Consider the following 16,910-nt stretch of genomic DNA (forward strand, 5'->3'; position numbering starts at 1 on the left):
GTCATCCGAAACTTATGATTCGCTGGCAACTATACCAGTTCTTACGCACCAGTCGCGCAAGGGAGCAAGCGTTTCGTGCTGAAGCGCGACTTGGAGATAGGTGAGTGTCCGTGGCATGTGCTTCATATAGCCAGGCTTCCCGTCGCGCTGCATCAGCCGTACCCACAGCCCGGCCAGCTTGCAGTTGCGCTGCGCTGACATGATCGCCCAGCTCTTCAGGAATTTCGCCTCGTCGAAATTGCCCTGCTCGCGCCGCAACGAGAGATAGTCGTCCATCAATTGCTGGAAGAGCGAAGGCTCTATCGTGACCCGCGCATCCTGGGCGATTGAGGCAAGATCGTAGGCTGTTGGGCCGATCATTGCATCCTGGAAGTCGATCAGCCCGACCCGCTGTATTCCGGTCTCGTTCTCCCGCCATATGATGTTCGGCGAATGAAAATCGCGCAGCAGCAGGTTGGTCTCCGCCGTCGCCAGTTCGTCGATCAGCTTGTCCCAGATGTCGAGATAATCCGCGCGCTCGGCGTCACTTGCGACGGCACCGTTTCGCTTCCACGGCAGGTGCCAGTCGAGAACCAGCCGGACCTCCATCTTCATGGCTGTTCGGTCGAAGGCCGGAATATGGTGCACATGGCCCGCGGCAAGCGGGATATCCTGGGGAATTTCCCGTGAATGCAGCTGGGCGAGGCATTCGACACCGGCACGGTAGCGCTCGGCGATGGGCTTGCCTTCGGCATCGAGCACACCGTCGCTGCCAAGGTCTTCGATCAGCAGAATGCCCTGATCGTAATCGACGTCGTAAATTTCGGGCGTTGCAAAGCCGGCGTCGCGCAACGTCTCGGCGATCGCGACAAAGGGGTAGGCGTTCTCTGCGAGATGCGCGACCTTGGGATAGGGCTTGCCGTCCAGAACCGGTGGTCCTTCCGGCAGCGGCGGCCAGTCCATCAGGATGCGGCGAACGCCGTCAGCGGGGTAGATCGCCTCGTAAGCACGTAGCGAAGCATCGCCTGTCAAAAAGCGCCGTCTTGCCTCGGGAAAGCCGGCCTTGTCGACAAAATCGCGGATAGCGAGAACGCGCCTAATCCTCGCCGCCTGCACCTTTGGTGCGCTGATAGTGACGCGCCGCCCCTTGCCCTCGTGATCCAGCCGCAGCTTGATGCGGTCGACAGGCAAATCACCTTCCGCCATCTCGGGCCATTCGACCAGGCAGATACCGTTCTGCAGCGCTTCGTCGAATCCGAGTTCGGTCAGTTCCGCCGGATCGCCAAGACGATAGAGATCGAAATGGCAGACCGGAATCCGCAGGTCGTAGGATTGCACCAGCGTGAAGGTGGGGCTCGGTACCTCCAGCTCTTCGTCGTCTGCCATCGCGCGCAAAAGCGCCCGTGCAAGGCTGGATTTTCCGCTGCCTAGATCGCCCGACAAGGCAAGGCAATCGCCCGCTCTCAAGGCCAGCGCCAGATCTTCCCCTAGTCGATCCGTCGACCGTTCGTCTGCTAGAAAAAGGGAAAGCACGGCCTCGTTCGTCGTCATTCGGCGGCGACGGAGCTGGGAAGATCAGCGGATGGGATACGGCAGGTTACCGTTGTTCCCCGGCCGGGCTGGCTATCGATCGACACATGCCCGTGATGCAGGTTGACGAAGCTGTCCACGATCGAAAGGCCGAGACCAGCACCGCCGCGTTTGCCGCTCTTGGCGCCGGTGGCGAAGCGATCGAACACGTTGGCGATCAGGTCCTGCGGGATTCCCGGCCCGCGGTCGCTGATCGAGAACACGAAGTCGGACCCTTCGCGCTTGCACGCCAGCGAGATAGCCGATCCCTCGGGCGAGAAATTGGCGGCGTTGGAAATAAGCTTGATGACGATCTGTTTCAGGCGCTGCGGATCGGCGACGATCGAGCCAAGATGCGCGGGCGCCGTGATCTCCAGCGTCACGCCGCTGTCCTGCAGTCGATCGGCGATCTGCATCGAGACGTCGTCGAGAAGATCGCCAAGATCGATATCGGAATAGTTCAGCCGCATGATGCCGGCATCGACGGTCGCCAGATCGAGAATATCGTTGACCAGAGTCAGCAGTACCGACGAGGAGGTCGAGATGTGGTCGACATATTCCGCCTGACGCTCATTGAGCGGGCCGAGGCCCGGTGTCCGCAAGAGGTCGGTGAAGCCGATGATGTTGGTCAGAGGCGAACGAAGCTCGTAGGAAACATGCTGGACGAAGTCGTTCTTCAGCTCGTCCGCCTTGCGCAGCGCGTCGTTCTTTTCCGTCAGCGCGCGTTCAGCGCGGACGCTGTCGGTCATGTTGACGAAGGTCAGCATCGTCTGCGCGTTCGGCAGCGGGATGATCGCATAGTCGAGCACGAGGCCCGAGAACAGTTCAAGCGTGCCTTGGCTAGAGCGACGCTCGTCGTCGAAGCTGGTGATCAGTTCCGCGAAGGTCCGCCAGCCGTCCGGCCGGTCGTAGGATGGCGCGCAGGCCTCGCCCAGCGCCCGGATATGCGTGCCGGGTTTCGCTTCGGATTCCGTGATACCCCAGAGCGCGCGGAAGGCAGGGTTGGACAAGCGGATGCGTCCATCCGGGCCGAACACCGCCACGCCTTCCGACAGATGGTCGATGGTTTCGCCCTGAACCTTGACGAGCGTGTTGTAGCGCGTTTCGAGGTCCACCTGCTCGGTGAGGTTCTCGAATACCCAGGTAGCGCCACCCTGCGGATGCGCGGTGGCGAAAACCCTCAGTGTCTGGCCGTTCGGCAGATGCCAGAGATCCGATTGCGTGTCGAGGGCGCGATAGACTGAGAGCGCGTTTTCCTTCCAGGTCTTCCAGTTCAGCTGATCCGGCAGGCGTTTGGCGGCGCGCAGGCGCTCGAGAAGCTCTGCATTATCGGGCTTGCTTTCAAGAAACGCGATGTCGAGTTCCCACAGCGAGACAAAGGCCTGGTTATAGAACTGCAGACGGCGATCGCCGTCGAAGATCGCGACAGGAGTCGCAAGATGGTCAAGCGTCTCGGCATGGCTTTTGAGCGTCCGCTCAAGCTCGGCCTTGACGGATTCGATGCCTGATACATCCACCGCAATGCCGGCAGAGCCGCTCGGGACCTTGACGTCGACCACGTCGAAGAAGGTGCGGTTGCCGTGAACCACGGTCGAGATCGTTTCATGAAAAGGTGTTTCGGGTGTCACCGCTGCGCGAATACGCTCGCGGGCCACGGTGGTCAGGAATTCGCGCCCCTCGCTGACCGCCTGTGCAGGCGAGGCGGCATCGACGGCCTCGCCATAGGCATGGTTGACCCAGGTAAGGCGACCGTCGGTGTCGCGCTGCCAGGCCGGCAGGTCGATCGAATCGAGCACGCTTTGAAATGCGGAAATCGACGCCAGAAGGCGGTCGCGCTCGATCTTCAGTTCGGCGAGCTCGGCGCGCAGATTGTTGAGCGCCACGAACCGAACGAAGGCGCGTCCGCCGGATACCCGGCCCTGCGCCTCGAGCACCTCATCACGGTGTGTCTCCACGACCATGTCAAAACTTTGCGCCGAGACGCGAAGCTGGTCTATCGCGCGATCGAGTTCAGAAGCCGAGCGCGGCTTCAGCCAAAGGCCGAAAGCGAGAAATTCGTTATCCTGCGGCGCGCCGGTTTCCGGCGGCAGTTGGCCGAGCAGCTCAGGACGCTCGTCGCCATCCCAGATCACGATGCGCCGATTGTTGTCCGCGATCAGCGCTTCATATTGCGAGATACGCTGATTGGCGTCGGAGAGCGCGGAACGGACTTCGCGCGTCTCGGTCTCGAGGTTGCCGCGTTGGCGGACCACCCAGAGCGTCGACAGCAATGCAGCGGAAATGGCGCCGATAACGATCGAAAGGCCGACGACCTGAGAGGACGTAAAGAGATGCGCGGAAGCGGCTGCGCCTGATTGAACCTGAGCGAAGACGGGGCGGGCAATGGATGCAATAGCGGTGCCGGCGGCACAAACCGCCGCTACGCGGGCGAGAACCCGCGCTCCCCGCTTCGAAGACGTCCGATCTCCGATAAGTTTCCGGCCGCCGGATTGAAGCGAGCAGGGGCGGGCGCAAGCACCATCCTCTGCCTGTTCAATCAAGCTTTGCATCACTTCCGACATGCCCGGTATGTCTCCGTCCTTTAATGTGCCGCATCACGACAAGACATCCCATTTTCGAGCAAACGGACACGTCCGCCGCTACGAATCGAGTTCTAAAACAATACTTCGAAAGGGAATCGTCAGGAAGATGTGTGTCAAAAAATAAGGGTCCGGCATTTGTCAATGCCGGACCCTCTAGATGTTGTGGATATTGATCTGTCGATTAATATCTGTAGTGGTCAGCCTTGAACGGACCCTGCGGCGTGACGCCGATGTAGGATGCCTGTTCTTCCGAAAGCTGCGTCAGCTTCACGCCGAGCTTGGCGAGATGCAGGCGCGCGACCTTCTCGTCGAGGTGCTTCGGCAGGATGTAGACCTGGTTCTGGTACTGGCCGGGCTTGGTGAAGAGCTCGATCTGCGCCAGCGTCTGGTTGGTGAACGAAGCCGACATGACGAAGGACGGATGGCCCGTTGCGTTGCCAAGGTTCAGCAGGCGGCCTTCCGAGAGAAGAATGATGCGGTTGCCCTTCGGGAACTCGATCAGGTCGACCTGCGGCTTGATGTTGGTCCACTTCAGGTTACGAAGTGCGGCGACTTCGATTTCGTTGTCGAAGTGGCCGATGTTTCCGACGATCGCCATGTCCTTCATCGCGCGCATGTGGTCGATGCGGATGACGTCCTTGTTGCCTGTCGTGGTGATGAAGATGTCGGCGGTCGAGACGACGTCTTCGAGCGTGACGACTTCAAAGCCGTCCATGGCGGCCTGAAGCGCGCAGATCGGATCGACTTCCGTGACCTTGACGCGTGCGCCGGCGCCGAGCAGCGACGCAGCCGATCCCTTGCCGACGTCGCCGTACCCGCAGACGACGGCAACTTTGCCGGCCATCATCACGTCGGTACCGCGGCGAATGCCGTCAACCAGCGATTCCTTGCAGCCATACTTGTTGTCGAACTTCGACTTGGTGACCGAGTCGTTGACGTTGATGGCGGGGAAAGGCAGCAGGCCCTTCTGGCTAAGCTGGTATAGGCGGTTGACGCCCGTGGTGGTTTCTTCGGTAACGCCCTTGATCGCGTCGCGCTGCTTGGTGAACCAGCCCGGCGAAGCGGCGAGGCGCTTCTTGATCTGTGCGAAGAGGATCTCTTCTTCTTCCGAATGCGGGTTGGACAGCACGTCTTCGCCGGCTTCCGCGCGCGCGCCGAGCAGGATGTACATGGTGGCGTCGCCGCCGTCATCGAGGATCATGTTGGAAAGGCCGCCGTCGGCCCACTGGAAGATTTTGTCGGTGTAAACCCAATAGTCGTGTAGCGACTCGCCCTTGATGGCGAAAACGGGAACGCCGGAAGCGGCGATCGCGGCGGCGGCATGATCCTGCGTCGAGAAGATGTTGCATGAGGCCCAGCGAACTTCGGCGCCAAGAGCAACCAGTGTCTCGATGAGGACGGCGGTCTGGATCGTCATATGCAGCGAGCCGGTGATCCGCGCGCCCTTGAGCGGCTTCGATGCGCCGAACTCTTCGCGGCAGGACATCAGGCCGGGCATTTCGGTTTCAGCGATCGTGATTTCCTTGCGACCGAAGTCTGCGAGGCCGATATCGGCGACGACGTAGTCTTTTTCAGTGCTCATTGGGTTCTCCAGGCTGAAAGCGTCTAGAATGCGAAGGCGCGAAACGCATCGCGCGGCGAGAGCGCCGCGCGCAACGCGGCAGTGCTCGCCGTTTAGCAGGCTTCTATGACGAAGGCAATAATGATATAAAGAAGTCTTTATATGTTTATATGGTCTACAGACGGCTTACATATCTTCGCCAAAGCGGTTCTGGATTAGCGCATCCAGCGCGTCCAGAGCCTGTGCGGCTTGGTTGCCGCTAGCAGAAATCAGCACGCTGGACCCGGGGCTTGCGGCCAGCATCATCAACCCCATGATCGATGTCCCGCCCACCGTCATCCCATCCTTGGACACCTTGATGTCGGCATCGAAATTCTCGACGGTCTGCACGAATTTCGCGGATGCCCGCGCATGCAGTCCGCGCTTGTTAATGATCAGGATTTCGCGAGAGAGTGAGGAGGTCATGGCGGGCTGGTGCTCGTTATTTGCCGCTGAGAACGCGACTGGCCACATTGATGTATTTACGTCCGGCCTCCGACGCTTCGACGAGTGCCTTTTCCATATTGTTCTCGCCGCGCACGCCGGCGAGCTTGATCAGCATCGGCAGGTTCATACCGGCGATCACCTCCGTGTGGCCACTGCTCATCACTGAAATTGCCAGGTTGGACGGGGTGCCTCCAAACATGTCGGTCAGAATGACGACGCCATGACCGTCGTCCGCACCCGCAACAGCTTCGAGAATATCCTGTCGTCTCTGATCCATGTCGTCTTCGGGACCGATGCACACGGTCTCGATGAACTTCTGAGGACCGACGACATGTTCGACCGCATGACGAAACTCTTCAGCCAGCTTGCCATGAGTGACAAGCACAAGTCCGATCATGATATTACTGCTCCTAGTGGCGTATGCAAACGGTGGGCCCAATATCGCAACGCAGCAATCGCGTCCACCGTGGGGGCACATCTTGGCGATGAAAAGCCGAAGTGCAAGACAAAAATACGGCGATACGGGGCTGATTTGGCGATTTAAGAGGCATCATCGCCCGATTTCGGGAGCCCTTGCCATCAACACCGCCAGAGGCACGGAGGTATTGGGCAGCAAGCGTATGGCGGGAAGCTCAACCGCATTGCCAAGTTCTACGCGCTCACCCTTGACCGGCAGTCGCTCGGGACCGGATGCGCTACCCGGTATGATCGCATAATGCATCACAGCTCTACCGGCGTGGGGTATCGAGACGATGCCTGTGCCGCGCAATTCGATCATCCCGCCAATGGTTTCGGGACACTCGGCAATGACCTTATCGCCCTCTCGCGAGATGAACACCTGATCATCCGCAACAAGCATTGCAACCAATCCCACGCGCTGCGCTTCCGTGATGCAGGTGAAAGCCAGCATCGACTTGCCCCATCCGGATGGCCCCATGAACAACAGGCCGGTCCTGCCTATGACGATTGCAGTGGCGTGGAGATTGAACCGTGCCGTCGTCATGCAGCGCTGTCGGCCGGAAGTGCCAGGATGAAGCGTGCACCGACCACCTTCTCGGTTTCCGGGTCGATGACGTTCTCGGCACGAAGCGACCCGCCATGGGCTTCGGCGATCTGGCGGCTGATCGATAGGCCAAGGCCCGAATTCTGGCCGAAGCCTTCGGATTCAGGGCGGTCGGTATAGAAACGCTCGAAGATGCGGTCGATGTCTTCGGCCTGAATACCAGGACCGTTATCCTCGATATAGACGATGCAACGCGATCGCGTACGCACCAATCTGACCGTGATCTTCCCTTCGCCCTCCGGCACGAAAGACCGTGCATTCTCGATGAGGTTGGTAATGATCTGGCCTATACGAAGGTCGTGACCGTTTACCAGGAAGCGCGTCTTGACGCCGGGCTTGCGCTCGATGGCGTATTCGATCTGCACTTCCTTCTTGCGGCTACGGATCTGGCGCGAGACTTCGACGAGATCGCGAAGCAGCACCTCGAGATCGACGGCATTCGCATCCACGCGCGCAAGCTCGGCGTCCAGGCGCGACGCATCGGAAATATCGCTGATCAGCCGGTCCAGGCGGCGCACGTCATGCTGGATGACATCCATCAGCCGTTTCTTGGAATCGTCTGATTTGGCAAGTGGCAGGGTTTCGACCGCGCTGCGCAGCGATGTCAGCGGGTTCTTCAATTCATGGCTGACATCGGCCGCGAAGCTCTCGATCGCGTCGATCCGGTCGTAAAGTGCCGTCGTCATTTCGCGGAGCGCGATCGACAGGTTGCCGATCTCGTCCTGGCGCGCCGAGAAGTCGGGGATCTCCTCGCGCTCCTTGGCGCCGCGGCGAACGCGGATGGCCGCTGCCGACAGCCGCCGAAGCGGATTTGCGATCGTCGACGAAAGGACCAGCGACAGGAGAACGTTGACGAGCGTCGCGACGCCGAACACGCGCATGATGCCGAGACGCTCGGCGTGAACGATGTTGTCGATATCACCAGCCTGCGTCGACAGCAGCAGCACACCGAGAACCGCGCGAAAGCGCTGGATCGGTACGGCCACGGAAACGATGAGCTCACCCTTCTCAGTGGTGCGCACCACCGCGCCGCGCACGCCGGTCAGCGCATTCATCACTTCAGGATAGATCGAGCCGTCGCCGCCGGGTGCTTCCTTGTAGAGCGGCAGATTGCCCGGTTGCAGCGCCTTGTTGAACAAGGTGGTAAACCACTCGCTCCAGGTCTGCTCCTGGTTTTCGACGGGCGGAAGATCGAAACGCAGCACTTGGCCACGGGAGTAGAGATGGCGCGAATCGAGCAGCAGGTTGGCATCGGCATCGAAGATGCGGGCGCGCGTCCGGGTCGGCGAAATCAGCCGCCGCAACACCGGCGCGACCTTTTCCGGATCGATCGGAAATTCGAGATCCTCGTCGTTCGGCACCGGCGTGATGCTCTGTCCGGCCTGGAGTTCCAGCAGTTTTTCCGGATCGATCGTGATCGAGTTGGTATCGACCGAGGCGGAAGCCGAAACAGCGCCGGCAATGATCTCGCCTTGCGTCAGAAGGCTCTCGACGCGCGCGTCGATCAATCCTTCCCTGAACTGGTTGAGATACAGAATCCCGGCAACGAGAACGACGATAGCTGTCAGATTGAAGAACAGGATGCGCCGCGTCAGGCTCGAGAAGACGGCATTGCCGAAGATGCGGCGGATGATCAGGAACGGATGCGACCAGCGTCGCCTCCTGATGCGGCGGTCGCTCAGACCGTCCGCATCATCAAGATCCCTTTCCTGCACAAGCTGTGCCAACGACATGCCCTTTCGGAGAGGGCGCCGCGCGGCGTCGCCTCTCTATAATTCCCGTGCTGCGCCGTCAGGCGTCAGGCTGCTTCGCGGAAGCGGTAGCCCACTCCGTAGAGTGTTTCAATCATATCAAAGTCGGTGTCGACCATCTTGAATTTCTTGCGCAGCCGCTTGATGTGGCTGTCGATGGTGCGGTCGTCGACATAGACCTGCTCGTCATAGGCCGCATCCATAAGCGCGTCGCGGCTCTTCACGACGCCGGGGCGCTGGGCGAGCGAGTGCAGGATCAGGAATTCGGTCACCGTCAGCGTCACCGGTTCGCCCTTCCAGGTGCAGGTATGGCGTTCCTGGTCCATGACCAACTGACCGCGCTCCAGCGAGCGGGCAAGCTGGGCAGCGCCCGGCTTTGGCGCCGTCCCGCCGGCAGCCGCTGCAGCCTCACGACCGGCGGCGCGACGCAAAACGGCGCGGACGCGTTCGACCAGCAGGCGCTGCGAGAATGGCTTGGTAATGAAGTCGTCGGCCCCCATCTTCAGGCCGAACAGCTCGTCGATTTCCTCATCCTTGGACGTAAGGAAGATAACAGGCATGTCCGACTTCTGGCGCAGACGGCGCAGCAGCTCCATGCCGTCCATGCGCGGCATCTTGATGTCGAAGATGGCGAGCTGCGGCGGCCGCGCGAGAAGACCATCGAGCGCCGAAGCGCCATCGGTGTAGGTTTCGACCTTATATCCTTCTGCCTCCAGTGCGATCGACACTGAGGTGAGAATATTGCGGTCGTCATCAACGAGCGCGATTGTCGGCATGGTGTTCGTCTCCGTCATCTATGCGCATCTCCCGGAATTCGGATAGTCCCCCGGCGGCTTCGAGCCGATGCGCTTATGGGGGATAAAGGTGGAACAAATTGTGGCAAAGATAAAGGGGGCGATTGCCGTTCGAAATCGAAAGCAACCTATGGTGGCGTATGGGTCTGGGTTGCAAATTCATAATTCAAACGATTTAAAATAAACAGAATTTATTTAAATCGATTAAATATTTGATATTACTACATTTTATAGATTTGTGCCTATTGCGTTTTAAAAATACTGCCCGTACCGTCGCGCCAGTTTTTAACGGCGTTGAGCCCCAGGGAAGGAAATGACCATGGAGCAGTTCGGTACCCACAACCCAGCGATAGCGCTGGCAGCGGCAGGTTTCGCGAGTGCGAAGAGCGTTCGCTATAACTTCACCGCCGCCACCCTCTATGAGGAGTCGATTCGCCGGGGAGAAGCCGAACTCACCGCTCACGGCGCCTTGCGGGCACTGACCGGCCAGCACACCGGCCGCTCGCCGAAGGACAAGTTCGTGGTGCGCGACGCGAATACCGATGACCAGATCTGGTGGGACAACAACAAGCCGATGTCGCCGGAGCATTTCGCGCTGTTGAAGCAGGACATGCTGGCGCACGCCGCCGGCAAGGAGCTCTTCGTGCAGGACTTGATCGGCGGCGCCGATGAGGCGAATGCGCTGCCGACCCGCGTCGTCACCGAGCTTGCCTGGCACTCGCTGTTCATCCGCAACCTGTTGATCCGGCCGGACCGTTCCACGCTGGAAACCTTTGCGCCGAAGCTCACGATCATCGATCTGCCGACTTTCAAGGCCGATCCGGAGCGCTACGGCTGCCGCACCGAAACCGTCATCGCCTGTGACCTGACCAATGGCGAAATCCTGATCGCCGGCACCTTCTATGCCGGCGAGATGAAGAAGTCGGTCTTCACCGCGCTGAACTACCTGCTCCCCGCCAGGGGCGTCATGCCCATGCACTGCTCGGCCAATGTCGGCCCGGATGGCGATGCCGCTGTCTTCTTCGGCCTGTCGGGCACCGGCAAGACCACGCTCTCGGCCGATCCGGCGCGTACGCTGATCGGCGACGACGAGCATGGCTGGGGCGAGGACGGCATCTTCAATTTCGAGGGCGGCTGCTACGCCAAGACCATCCGCCTCTCGGCCGAAGCCGAACCTGAGATCTACGCGACGACGCAGCGTTTCGGCACGGTGCTGGAAAACGTCGTGCTCGATGAGAACCGCGTTCCCGATTTCAACGATGGCTCGCTCACGGAAAACACCCGCTGTGCATATCCGCTCGATTTCATCCCGAACGCCTCCGAAACCGGCCGCGCAGGCCATCCGAAGACGATCATCATGCTGACGGCCGATGCCTTCGGCGTCATGCCGCCGATCGCCAGGCTGACGCCGGATCAGGCCATGTACCACTTCCTGTCCGGCTACACCGCCAAGGTAGCCGGCACGGAACGCGGCGTGACAGAACCGGAAGCGACCTTCTCGACATGCTTCGGCGCCCCCTTCATGCCCCGACACCCGTCGGAATACGGCAATCTGCTGAAAGAGCTGATCGGCCGTCACGGTGTCGAATGCTGGCTCGTCAACACCGGCTGGACCGGCGGCGCCTACGGCACCGGCAAGCGTATGCCGATCAAGGCGACGCGCGCGCTGCTCGCAGCCGCCCTCTCGGGCGAGTTGAGCAAGGCCGATTTCCGCGCCGATCCGAACTTCGGCTTCGCCGTCCCGGTCGCGGTCGCTGGTGTCGAGAGCGGCATTCTCGATCCGCGCTCGACCTGGGCGGACGCCGTCGCCTATGATGCGCAGGCGAACAAGCTGGTGACCATGTTCATCGACAATTTCGCCAAGTTCGAAGGCCACGTCGACGGGGGAGTGCGCGATGCGGCCCCGGGTTTTCGGGTAGCCGCTGAGTAAATCAGCGACAACTGATTGATGATTCACGTGAAACCCGGTCCTCAATGGCCGGGTTTTGCGCGTTTTGAAGCGCCTTTCCAAGCGGGAGACGATGTGAGATAGACAATCACATGGCCAGCGACCCGCTCTACATCAACGACAGGATCACCATCGCGGGATGGGAACTGACGGAACAGTTCGTTCTGGCGGGCGGCCCCGGTGGGCAGAACGTCAACAAGGTCTCGACAGCCGTCCAGCTCTTCTTCAACATCCAGAATTCGCCGGTGCTGAACGAGCGTGTGAAGATCAACGCGGTGAAACTGGCGGGCCGTCGCATGTCCAAGGAAGGCGTGCTGATGATCGAGGCGAGCCGCTTCCGCAGTCAGGAGCGCAACCGCGAGGATGCGCGCGAGCGGCTGAGGGAGCTGATCCTCGAGGCCGCCAAGCCTCCGCCGCCGCCGCGCAAGAAGACCAAGCCGACCAAGGGCTCCGTCGAACGCCGCCTGAAGGCGAAATCCGGCCGCTCCGACGTCAAGAAGATGCGCAGCCGCCCGACGGGCGAATAGGCGAGGGCGGTGGCATGCTCCAGCTGGCGAACGGCGTTTCCCATCTTCCGGACTATCTGGATCGACCGCGCCAGGAAGCGCTGGTTGAGATTATCCGCGCCATCGTCATGGAAGCGCCGCTCTACACGCCCGTCATGCCCGGCACCGGCAAGCCGATGTCGGTGCGGATGACCAATTGCGGTTCGCTCGGCTGGGTCACCGACAAGGAGCGCGGCTATCGCTACCAGTCGACCCATCCGGTCACGGGTAAGCCCTGGCCGGAGATCCCAAGTGAACTGCTCGATATCTGGAACGACGTCTCCGGCTACGACAAACCGCCCGAGGCCTGCCTCGTAAATTTCTATGCGGACGATGCCAAGATGGGCCTGCATCAAGACAAGGACGAGCAGGATATGTCTGCGCCCGTCGTGTCGATCTCGCTCGGCAACATCTGTCTGTTTCGCGTCGGCGGGCTCGAGCGTGCGGACAAGACCATGTCGTTCAAGCTGTCGAGCGGCGATGTCGTCATTCTGGGCGGGCAGGGGCGTCTCTGCTTCCACGGTGTCGACCGCATTTACCCAGCGACCTCGACGCTTTTGAAGAACGGCGGCCGCATCAATCTGACGCTCCGCCGCGTGACCGCTTAGAGCTTACGCAACGCCACCTGCTCGATCAGATGATCCTGGCCCTTGCGCAGGATCAGATCCGCGCGCGGACGCGTCGGCAGGATGTTTTCGCGCAGGTTCTTCAGGTTGATGTTCTGCCAGAGCCCCTCGGCGATCGACAACGCTTCCTCCTCGCTGATCGAGGCATAGCGGTGAAAGAACGAGTTCGGATCGCGGAATGCCGTCTCGCGCAACCCCATGAAGCGTGAAACATACCAGTCGTGAATCCGGCTTTCATCCGCGTCGATATAGATCGAGAAGTCGAAGAAATCCGAGACCATCGGCACGATCTTGCCGCCCGCCGGCAGGTCGCGCGATTGTAGCACGTTGATCCCCTCGAAGATCAGGATGTCGGGCCGGTCGATGATCTTGTATTCGTTCGGCAGCACGTCATAGACGAGGTGGGAGTAGGATGGCGCCTTGACGTCGGGCTGCCCGGCCTTGATCGCCGCCAGAAACCGCAGGATCGCGCCGGTGTCGTAGCTCTCGGGGAATCCCTTGCGCTGCATCAGGTTTTCCCGCTGCAGCACGGCGTTGGGATAAAGAAAGCCATCCGTCGTGACGAGATCCACCTTCGGGCTCGACGGCCAGCGGCGCAGCAACTCTTTCAGGATACGCGCGGTCGTCGATTTTCCGACCGCGACAGAGCCGGCAATCCCGATCACGAACGGCGTCTTGGTCACGTTCGACAGGCTGAGGAACCGGTTGCGCTGTTGAAACAACAGCTGCGACGATTCCACATGCGCAGACAGCAGGCGCGAGACCGAAAGATAGATGCGTCTCACTTCGTCGAGATCGATCGGGTCGCCCATCGAGCGCAGCCGCTTGACCTCGTCCGAGGTCAGCGTCATTGGCGTATCCGCCCTGAACTTCGCCCATTCCTCGGAAGAAAAGAAGTGATAGGGCGAATAGGCATTCGCCTGGAAATGATCGTGCGCCTCAGGCGCACCGGTGATCTGTCTTGCGATACCCATCAGCTTTGCCGACTGGCCTTCTCCCTGAGGCCGGATTGAGCGGTACGGCGCTCAAGTTCCGCCATGACATCTTGCAACGGAATGCCTGCGATCTTCAATACGACCAAGAGATGATAGAGCACGTCGGCCGCCTCGTAGGTGAGGTTTTCGCGGTCGTCGGTCACGGCTGCCATCACGGCTTCGATCGCTTCCTCGCCAAGCTTCTTCGCCGCCTTTGGCTGACCGGCCGCAACGAGCTTCGCCGTCCAGGATTCGTCGGGCGAAGCTTTTGACCGCGCGTCGACGATCTTTTCGAGGTCACCGAGTGTGAATTCGCTCATCATATCGCTTTCAGTCTCAGTCGAGACGCATGTCGATGCCGCAGGAAGACATATAGCGCTTCGCTTCGCCGACGGAATAGGTGCCGAAGTGGAAGATCGAGGCGGCGAGAACCGCGGTCGCATGGCCTTCCTTGACGCCGGCCACGAGATCATCGAGGTCGCCCACACCGCCGGATGCGATGACGGGAACGCGCACCGCATCCGCGATCGCCCGCGTCAGCGCCAGATCGTAGCCGGCTTTCGTTCCGTCGCGGTCCATCGAGGTCACCAGCAATTCGCCGGCCCCGCGCTCGACCATTCGGCGCGCGAAATCGACAGCATCGATGCCCGTCGCGTTACGGCCGCCATGGGTGTAGATCTCCCAGGCGCTGGCCTCGCCATCGGCTGGCGTCTGCCGGCGCTTGGCGTCGATCGAGACGACAATGCACTGGTCGCCGAACTTGTCGGCGGCTTCGGCTACGAAATCAGGATTGCTGACGGCCGCCGAATTGATCGATACCTTGTCGGCGCCGCACAAGAGCAGCTTGCGAATGTCTGCGATCGCCCGCACGCCGCCGCCGACAGTAACCGGCATGAAGCACTGGTCGGCCGTGCGCGATACTACGTCGAAGATCGTTTCGCGGTTGTCGGAGGAGGCGGTGATGTCGAGGAAGCAGAGCTCGTCGGCGCCGGCCGCATCATAGGCCTTGGCAGCCTCGACGGGGTCACCGGCATCGACGAGGTTGAGGAAGTTGACGCCCTTGACGACACGGCCGTCCTTGACGTCGAGGCAGGGAATGACACGAGCCTTCAGGGTCATTGCGCGGTCTCCTTCGCGCGCGACGCCGCAATCAGCGCCAGCGCTTCCTTGGGGTCGATACGGCCATCATAGAGCGCTCGGCCGGAAATCGCGCCTTCCAGCTTTGCGGCATCCGGCTTCAGCATCCGCTTTATGTCATCGATCGAGGCCAGTCCGCCCGATGCGATGACGGGGATCGATACGGCGTCCGCCAGTTCCAGCGTCGAATCCCAGTTGATCCCGGTCAGGATGCCGTCGCGGTCGATATCGGTATAGATGATCGCCGCCACACCGGCGCCCTCGAATTTCTTGGCAAGCTCGATGATGCCGAGTTCCGAGGCTTCCGCCCAGCCTTCGACAGCCACCTTGCCGCCCTTGGCATCGATACCGACAGCAACATGGCCCGGAAATTTTCTGCAGGCCTCTATCACCAGCGCGGGGTCGCGCACGGCGACGGTCCCGAGGATCACGCGCGTCAGCCCTCGGCTGAGCCAGCTTTCGATATGATCGAGCGTACGGATGCCGCCGCCGAGCTGCACCGGGTTCTTCGTGGCCTTCAGGATAGCGTCTACGGCAGCGCCGTTGACGCTTTCCCCGGCAAACGCGCCGTTGAGGTCGACCACGTGCAGCCATTCGAAGCCCTGGTCCTCGAAGGCTTTCGCCTGTGCGCCGGGGTCGGGATTGTAGACGGTGGCCTGCTCCATGTCGCCAAGCTTGAGGCGAACGCACTGGCCGTCCTTGAGGTCGATGGCGGGAAATAAGATCATTCTGTCAGTCCTTCAAAGACGCGAGCTCAGGGCTTCCAGCGCAGGAAATTGGCAATCAAGGCGAGACCGAGCTTCTGGCTCTTCTCCGGATGAAACTGCGCGCCGGCCATGTTGTCGCGCCCGACAAAGGCCGTCAGCGGTCCGCCATAACCCGTCGTCGCGATCACGTCCTCGGGGTTTTGCGCGGCCAGATGGTAGGAATGCACGAAATAGGCATGCAGCCCGTCGGTACCGGTCGCAATACCCTCGAACAGCGGGTGAGGGCGCTTCAGGTCCAGCGTGTTCCAGCCGATCTGCGGTATCTTCAGATTGGCATCGTCGGGCGTCATTTCAACGACGTCACCGGGGATCCAGCCGAGGCCTTCGGTCGTGGTCTTCTCCAGCCCGCGCGAGGACATCAGCTGCATGCCGACGCAGATGCCGAGGAAAGGTCGCGCCTTCTTCTCGACCACGTCGATCAGCGCCTCGGTCATTCCGGGCACGGCGTCCAGTCCACGGCGACAATCGGCATAGGCGCCAACGCCAGGCAGCACGACGCGATCGGCGGCGGCCACGACCTCGGCCTTGTCGGTGAGGTCGATTCTCGCGTCGACACTGGCCTCGCGGGCAGCCCGTTCAAAGGCCTTCGTCGCCGAACGCAGATTGCCGGAACCGTAGTCGATAATTGCGACGCGCATCAGCGTCCTCCATCAAAGCCAAAGAGACCGAGCGATGTCGCGGTGCCGCGGTCCGCGCGACTCCCGCCATCCCATTGCGGCGACGGCAAGGGAGTGTCGTCACGCATATCGGTGTGAATTTCAGAAAAGTAGATTTCCTCGGCGACATCGAGCGTGTCGGCCGAGACGAGCGCATCGTCCTGCCAGCCCTTGGCGGCAAGGTTGCGAACCCGCAGGTTCTGCCCCTCGAGCCCGACGAGCAGGCTGGTGCCGAAGGTGACAGCAAAGCCGAGGAGCCACATTCCGGGCTGATCCATCAACGCGCCGCCGATGCTCTGCAAGAGAAAGGCGGCAACGGCGTAGAGCCACAGCCGGTGGACGGCGAGCCAAATCCAGGGAAACAGGAAGCCGAGCACGGTAAAGCCGTCGCGAACAAAGCGCGTCTTTTCGTGCTTGGTGTCGGCGCCACTGGGGGCGGTCAGAACCAGATAGCTGGAAGTCATGTCGTCAA

At 60.9% G+C, this 16,910-nt stretch carries 17 protein-coding genes; 3 read left to right on the forward strand and 14 right to left on the reverse strand.

Annotated elements, in window-relative coordinates; translation table 11 throughout:
• Positions 1 to 12: 12 nt before the first annotated feature.
• The 8 genes from tsaE to QTL95_RS01365 form a co-directional block, all read right to left on the reverse strand.
• The gene (tsaE, locus tag QTL95_RS01330; RefSeq protein ID WP_289718155.1) at positions 13 to 1,530 is read right to left on the reverse strand and encodes a tRNA (adenosine(37)-N6)-threonylcarbamoyltransferase complex ATPase subunit type 1 TsaE; all 1,518 of its coding nucleotides are present in this window, start codon (positions 1,528 to 1,530) and stop codon (positions 13 to 15) included.
• The gene (locus QTL95_RS01335) at positions 1,527 to 4,109 is read right to left on the reverse strand and encodes a PAS domain-containing sensor histidine kinase (protein WP_289718156.1); all 2,583 of its coding nucleotides are present in this window, start codon (positions 4,107 to 4,109) and stop codon (positions 1,527 to 1,529) included. The genes tsaE and QTL95_RS01335 overlap by 4 nt, the downstream gene beginning before the upstream one ends.
• 202 nt (positions 4,110 to 4,311) lie before the next feature.
• Entirely contained in the window at positions 4,312 to 5,712 is a 1,401-nt protein-coding gene (gene ahcY, locus QTL95_RS01340) for an adenosylhomocysteinase (RefSeq protein ID WP_289718157.1), read from the reverse strand.
• Positions 5,713 to 5,877: 165 nt separating this feature from the next.
• Positions 5,878 to 6,156: an HPr family phosphocarrier protein gene (locus QTL95_RS01345; protein ID WP_289718158.1), complete on the reverse strand. Its 279-nt coding sequence runs from the start codon at positions 6,154 to 6,156 to the stop codon at positions 5,878 to 5,880.
• A gap of 16 nt (positions 6,157 to 6,172) precedes the next feature.
• A complete protein-coding gene (locus QTL95_RS01350) occupies positions 6,173 to 6,574 on the reverse strand; it encodes a PTS sugar transporter subunit IIA (protein ID WP_037181357.1) in 402 nt (133 codons plus the stop codon).
• A 153-nt stretch (positions 6,575 to 6,727) separates the two neighbouring features.
• A complete protein-coding gene (locus QTL95_RS01355) occupies positions 6,728 to 7,180 on the reverse strand; it encodes an HPr kinase/phosphorylase (RefSeq protein ID WP_289718159.1) in 453 nt (150 codons plus the stop codon).
• Positions 7,177 to 8,967, reverse strand: a complete 1,791-nt coding sequence (locus QTL95_RS01360) for a sensor histidine kinase (RefSeq protein WP_289718188.1) — start codon at positions 8,965 to 8,967, stop codon at positions 7,177 to 7,179. Before QTL95_RS01360 ends, QTL95_RS01355 begins: the two co-directional genes overlap by 4 nt.
• A gap of 71 nt (positions 8,968 to 9,038) precedes the next feature.
• Complete coding sequence (locus tag QTL95_RS01365) at positions 9,039 to 9,767, reverse strand: response regulator transcription factor (RefSeq protein ID WP_289718189.1); 729 nt, start codon at positions 9,765 to 9,767, stop codon at positions 9,039 to 9,041.
• Positions 9,768 to 10,104: 337 nt separating this feature from the next.
• Between QTL95_RS01365 and QTL95_RS01370 the strand changes: the two genes are divergently transcribed.
• The 3 genes from QTL95_RS01370 (at position 10,105) to QTL95_RS01380 (ending at position 12,886) form a co-directional block, all read left to right on the forward strand.
• Positions 10,105 to 11,715, forward strand: a complete 1,611-nt coding sequence (locus QTL95_RS01370) for a phosphoenolpyruvate carboxykinase (RefSeq protein WP_289718160.1) — start codon at positions 10,105 to 10,107, stop codon at positions 11,713 to 11,715.
• A 110-nt stretch (positions 11,716 to 11,825) separates the two neighbouring features.
• Entirely contained in the window at positions 11,826 to 12,260 is a 435-nt protein-coding gene (gene arfB, locus QTL95_RS01375; RefSeq protein WP_289718161.1) for an alternative ribosome rescue aminoacyl-tRNA hydrolase ArfB, read from the forward strand.
• Positions 12,261 to 12,274: 14 nt separating this feature from the next.
• Positions 12,275 to 12,886, forward strand: a complete 612-nt coding sequence (locus QTL95_RS01380) for an alpha-ketoglutarate-dependent dioxygenase AlkB (RefSeq protein WP_289718162.1) — start codon at positions 12,275 to 12,277, stop codon at positions 12,884 to 12,886.
• On the opposite strand, the gene coaA is transcribed toward QTL95_RS01380, so the two are convergent.
• From coaA to QTL95_RS01410, 6 genes are read right to left on the reverse strand one after another with little or no spacing between them, the layout of a single operon-like run.
• Positions 12,883 to 13,878: a type I pantothenate kinase gene (coaA, locus tag QTL95_RS01385; RefSeq protein WP_289718163.1), complete on the reverse strand. Its 996-nt coding sequence runs from the start codon at positions 13,876 to 13,878 to the stop codon at positions 12,883 to 12,885. The two genes, QTL95_RS01380 and coaA, sit on opposite strands and share 4 nt — an antisense overlap.
• Positions 13,878 to 14,198, reverse strand: a complete 321-nt coding sequence (locus tag QTL95_RS01390; RefSeq protein WP_289718164.1) for a phosphoribosyl-ATP diphosphatase — start codon at positions 14,196 to 14,198, stop codon at positions 13,878 to 13,880. Before QTL95_RS01390 ends, coaA begins: the two co-directional genes overlap by 1 nt.
• A gap of 16 nt (positions 14,199 to 14,214) precedes the next feature.
• Positions 14,215 to 14,997 carry an imidazole glycerol phosphate synthase subunit HisF gene (gene hisF / locus QTL95_RS01395; protein WP_289718165.1) on the reverse strand — a complete coding sequence of 261 codons (783 nt, stop codon included), beginning with the start codon at positions 14,995 to 14,997 and terminating at the stop codon, positions 14,215 to 14,217.
• The gene (gene hisA / locus QTL95_RS01400; RefSeq protein ID WP_289718166.1) at positions 14,994 to 15,743 is read right to left on the reverse strand and encodes a 1-(5-phosphoribosyl)-5-[(5-phosphoribosylamino)methylideneamino]imidazole-4-carboxamide isomerase; all 750 of its coding nucleotides are present in this window, start codon (positions 15,741 to 15,743) and stop codon (positions 14,994 to 14,996) included. The genes hisF and hisA overlap by 4 nt, the downstream gene beginning before the upstream one ends.
• Before the next feature lie 26 nt (positions 15,744 to 15,769).
• A complete protein-coding gene (hisH, locus tag QTL95_RS01405) occupies positions 15,770 to 16,420 on the reverse strand; it encodes an imidazole glycerol phosphate synthase subunit HisH (protein ID WP_289718167.1) in 651 nt (216 codons plus the stop codon).
• Complete coding sequence (locus QTL95_RS01410) at positions 16,420 to 16,902, reverse strand: DUF2628 domain-containing protein (RefSeq protein WP_289718168.1); 483 nt, start codon at positions 16,900 to 16,902, stop codon at positions 16,420 to 16,422. Before QTL95_RS01410 ends, hisH begins: the two co-directional genes overlap by 1 nt.
• Positions 16,903 to 16,910 lie beyond the last annotated feature (8 nt).

This window comes from Rhizobium sp. S152 (genome assembly GCF_030380735.1).
In the GTDB taxonomy this organism is placed as follows: domain Bacteria; phylum Pseudomonadota; class Alphaproteobacteria; order Rhizobiales; family Rhizobiaceae; genus Rhizobium.

Excerpts from the sequence above, each read along its gene's own strand:
- coaA (WP_289718163.1), bottom strand. The coding sequence starts at position 13,878 with ATGGGTATCGCAAGACAGATCACCGGTGCGCCTGAGGCGCACGATCAT.
- QTL95_RS01390 (WP_289718164.1), bottom strand. The coding sequence starts at position 14,198 with ATGAGCGAATTCACACTCGGTGACCTCGAAAAGATCGTCGACGCGCGG.
- QTL95_RS01410 (WP_289718168.1), bottom strand. The coding sequence starts at position 16,902 with ATGACTTCCAGCTATCTGGTTCTGACCGCCCCCAGTGGCGCCGACACC.
- QTL95_RS01370 (WP_289718160.1), top strand. The coding sequence starts at position 10,105 with ATGGAGCAGTTCGGTACCCACAACCCAGCGATAGCGCTGGCAGCGGCA.
- ahcY (WP_289718157.1), bottom strand. The coding sequence starts at position 5,712 with ATGAGCACTGAAAAAGACTACGTCGTCGCCGATATCGGCCTCGCAGAC.
- QTL95_RS01380 (WP_289718162.1), top strand. The coding sequence starts at position 12,275 with ATGCTCCAGCTGGCGAACGGCGTTTCCCATCTTCCGGACTATCTGGAT.
- QTL95_RS01350 (WP_037181357.1), bottom strand. The coding sequence starts at position 6,574 with ATGATCGGACTTGTGCTTGTCACTCATGGCAAGCTGGCTGAAGAGTTT.
- QTL95_RS01355 (WP_289718159.1), bottom strand. The coding sequence starts at position 7,180 with ATGACGACGGCACGGTTCAATCTCCACGCCACTGCAATCGTCATAGGC.
- QTL95_RS01335 (WP_289718156.1), bottom strand. The coding sequence starts at position 4,109 with ATGTCGGAAGTGATGCAAAGCTTGATTGAACAGGCAGAGGATGGTGCT.
- tsaE (WP_289718155.1), bottom strand. The coding sequence starts at position 1,530 with ATGACGACGAACGAGGCCGTGCTTTCCCTTTTTCTAGCAGACGAACGG.
- hisF (WP_289718165.1), bottom strand. The coding sequence starts at position 14,997 with ATGACCCTGAAGGCTCGTGTCATTCCCTGCCTCGACGTCAAGGACGGC.
- QTL95_RS01345 (WP_289718158.1), bottom strand. The coding sequence starts at position 6,156 with ATGACCTCCTCACTCTCTCGCGAAATCCTGATCATTAACAAGCGCGGA.
- arfB (WP_289718161.1), top strand. The coding sequence starts at position 11,826 with ATGGCCAGCGACCCGCTCTACATCAACGACAGGATCACCATCGCGGGA.
- hisH (WP_289718167.1), bottom strand. The coding sequence starts at position 16,420 with ATGCGCGTCGCAATTATCGACTACGGTTCCGGCAATCTGCGTTCGGCG.
- QTL95_RS01365 (WP_289718189.1), bottom strand. The coding sequence starts at position 9,767 with ATGCCGACAATCGCGCTCGTTGATGACGACCGCAATATTCTCACCTCA.
- hisA (WP_289718166.1), bottom strand. The coding sequence starts at position 15,743 with ATGATCTTATTTCCCGCCATCGACCTCAAGGACGGCCAGTGCGTTCGC.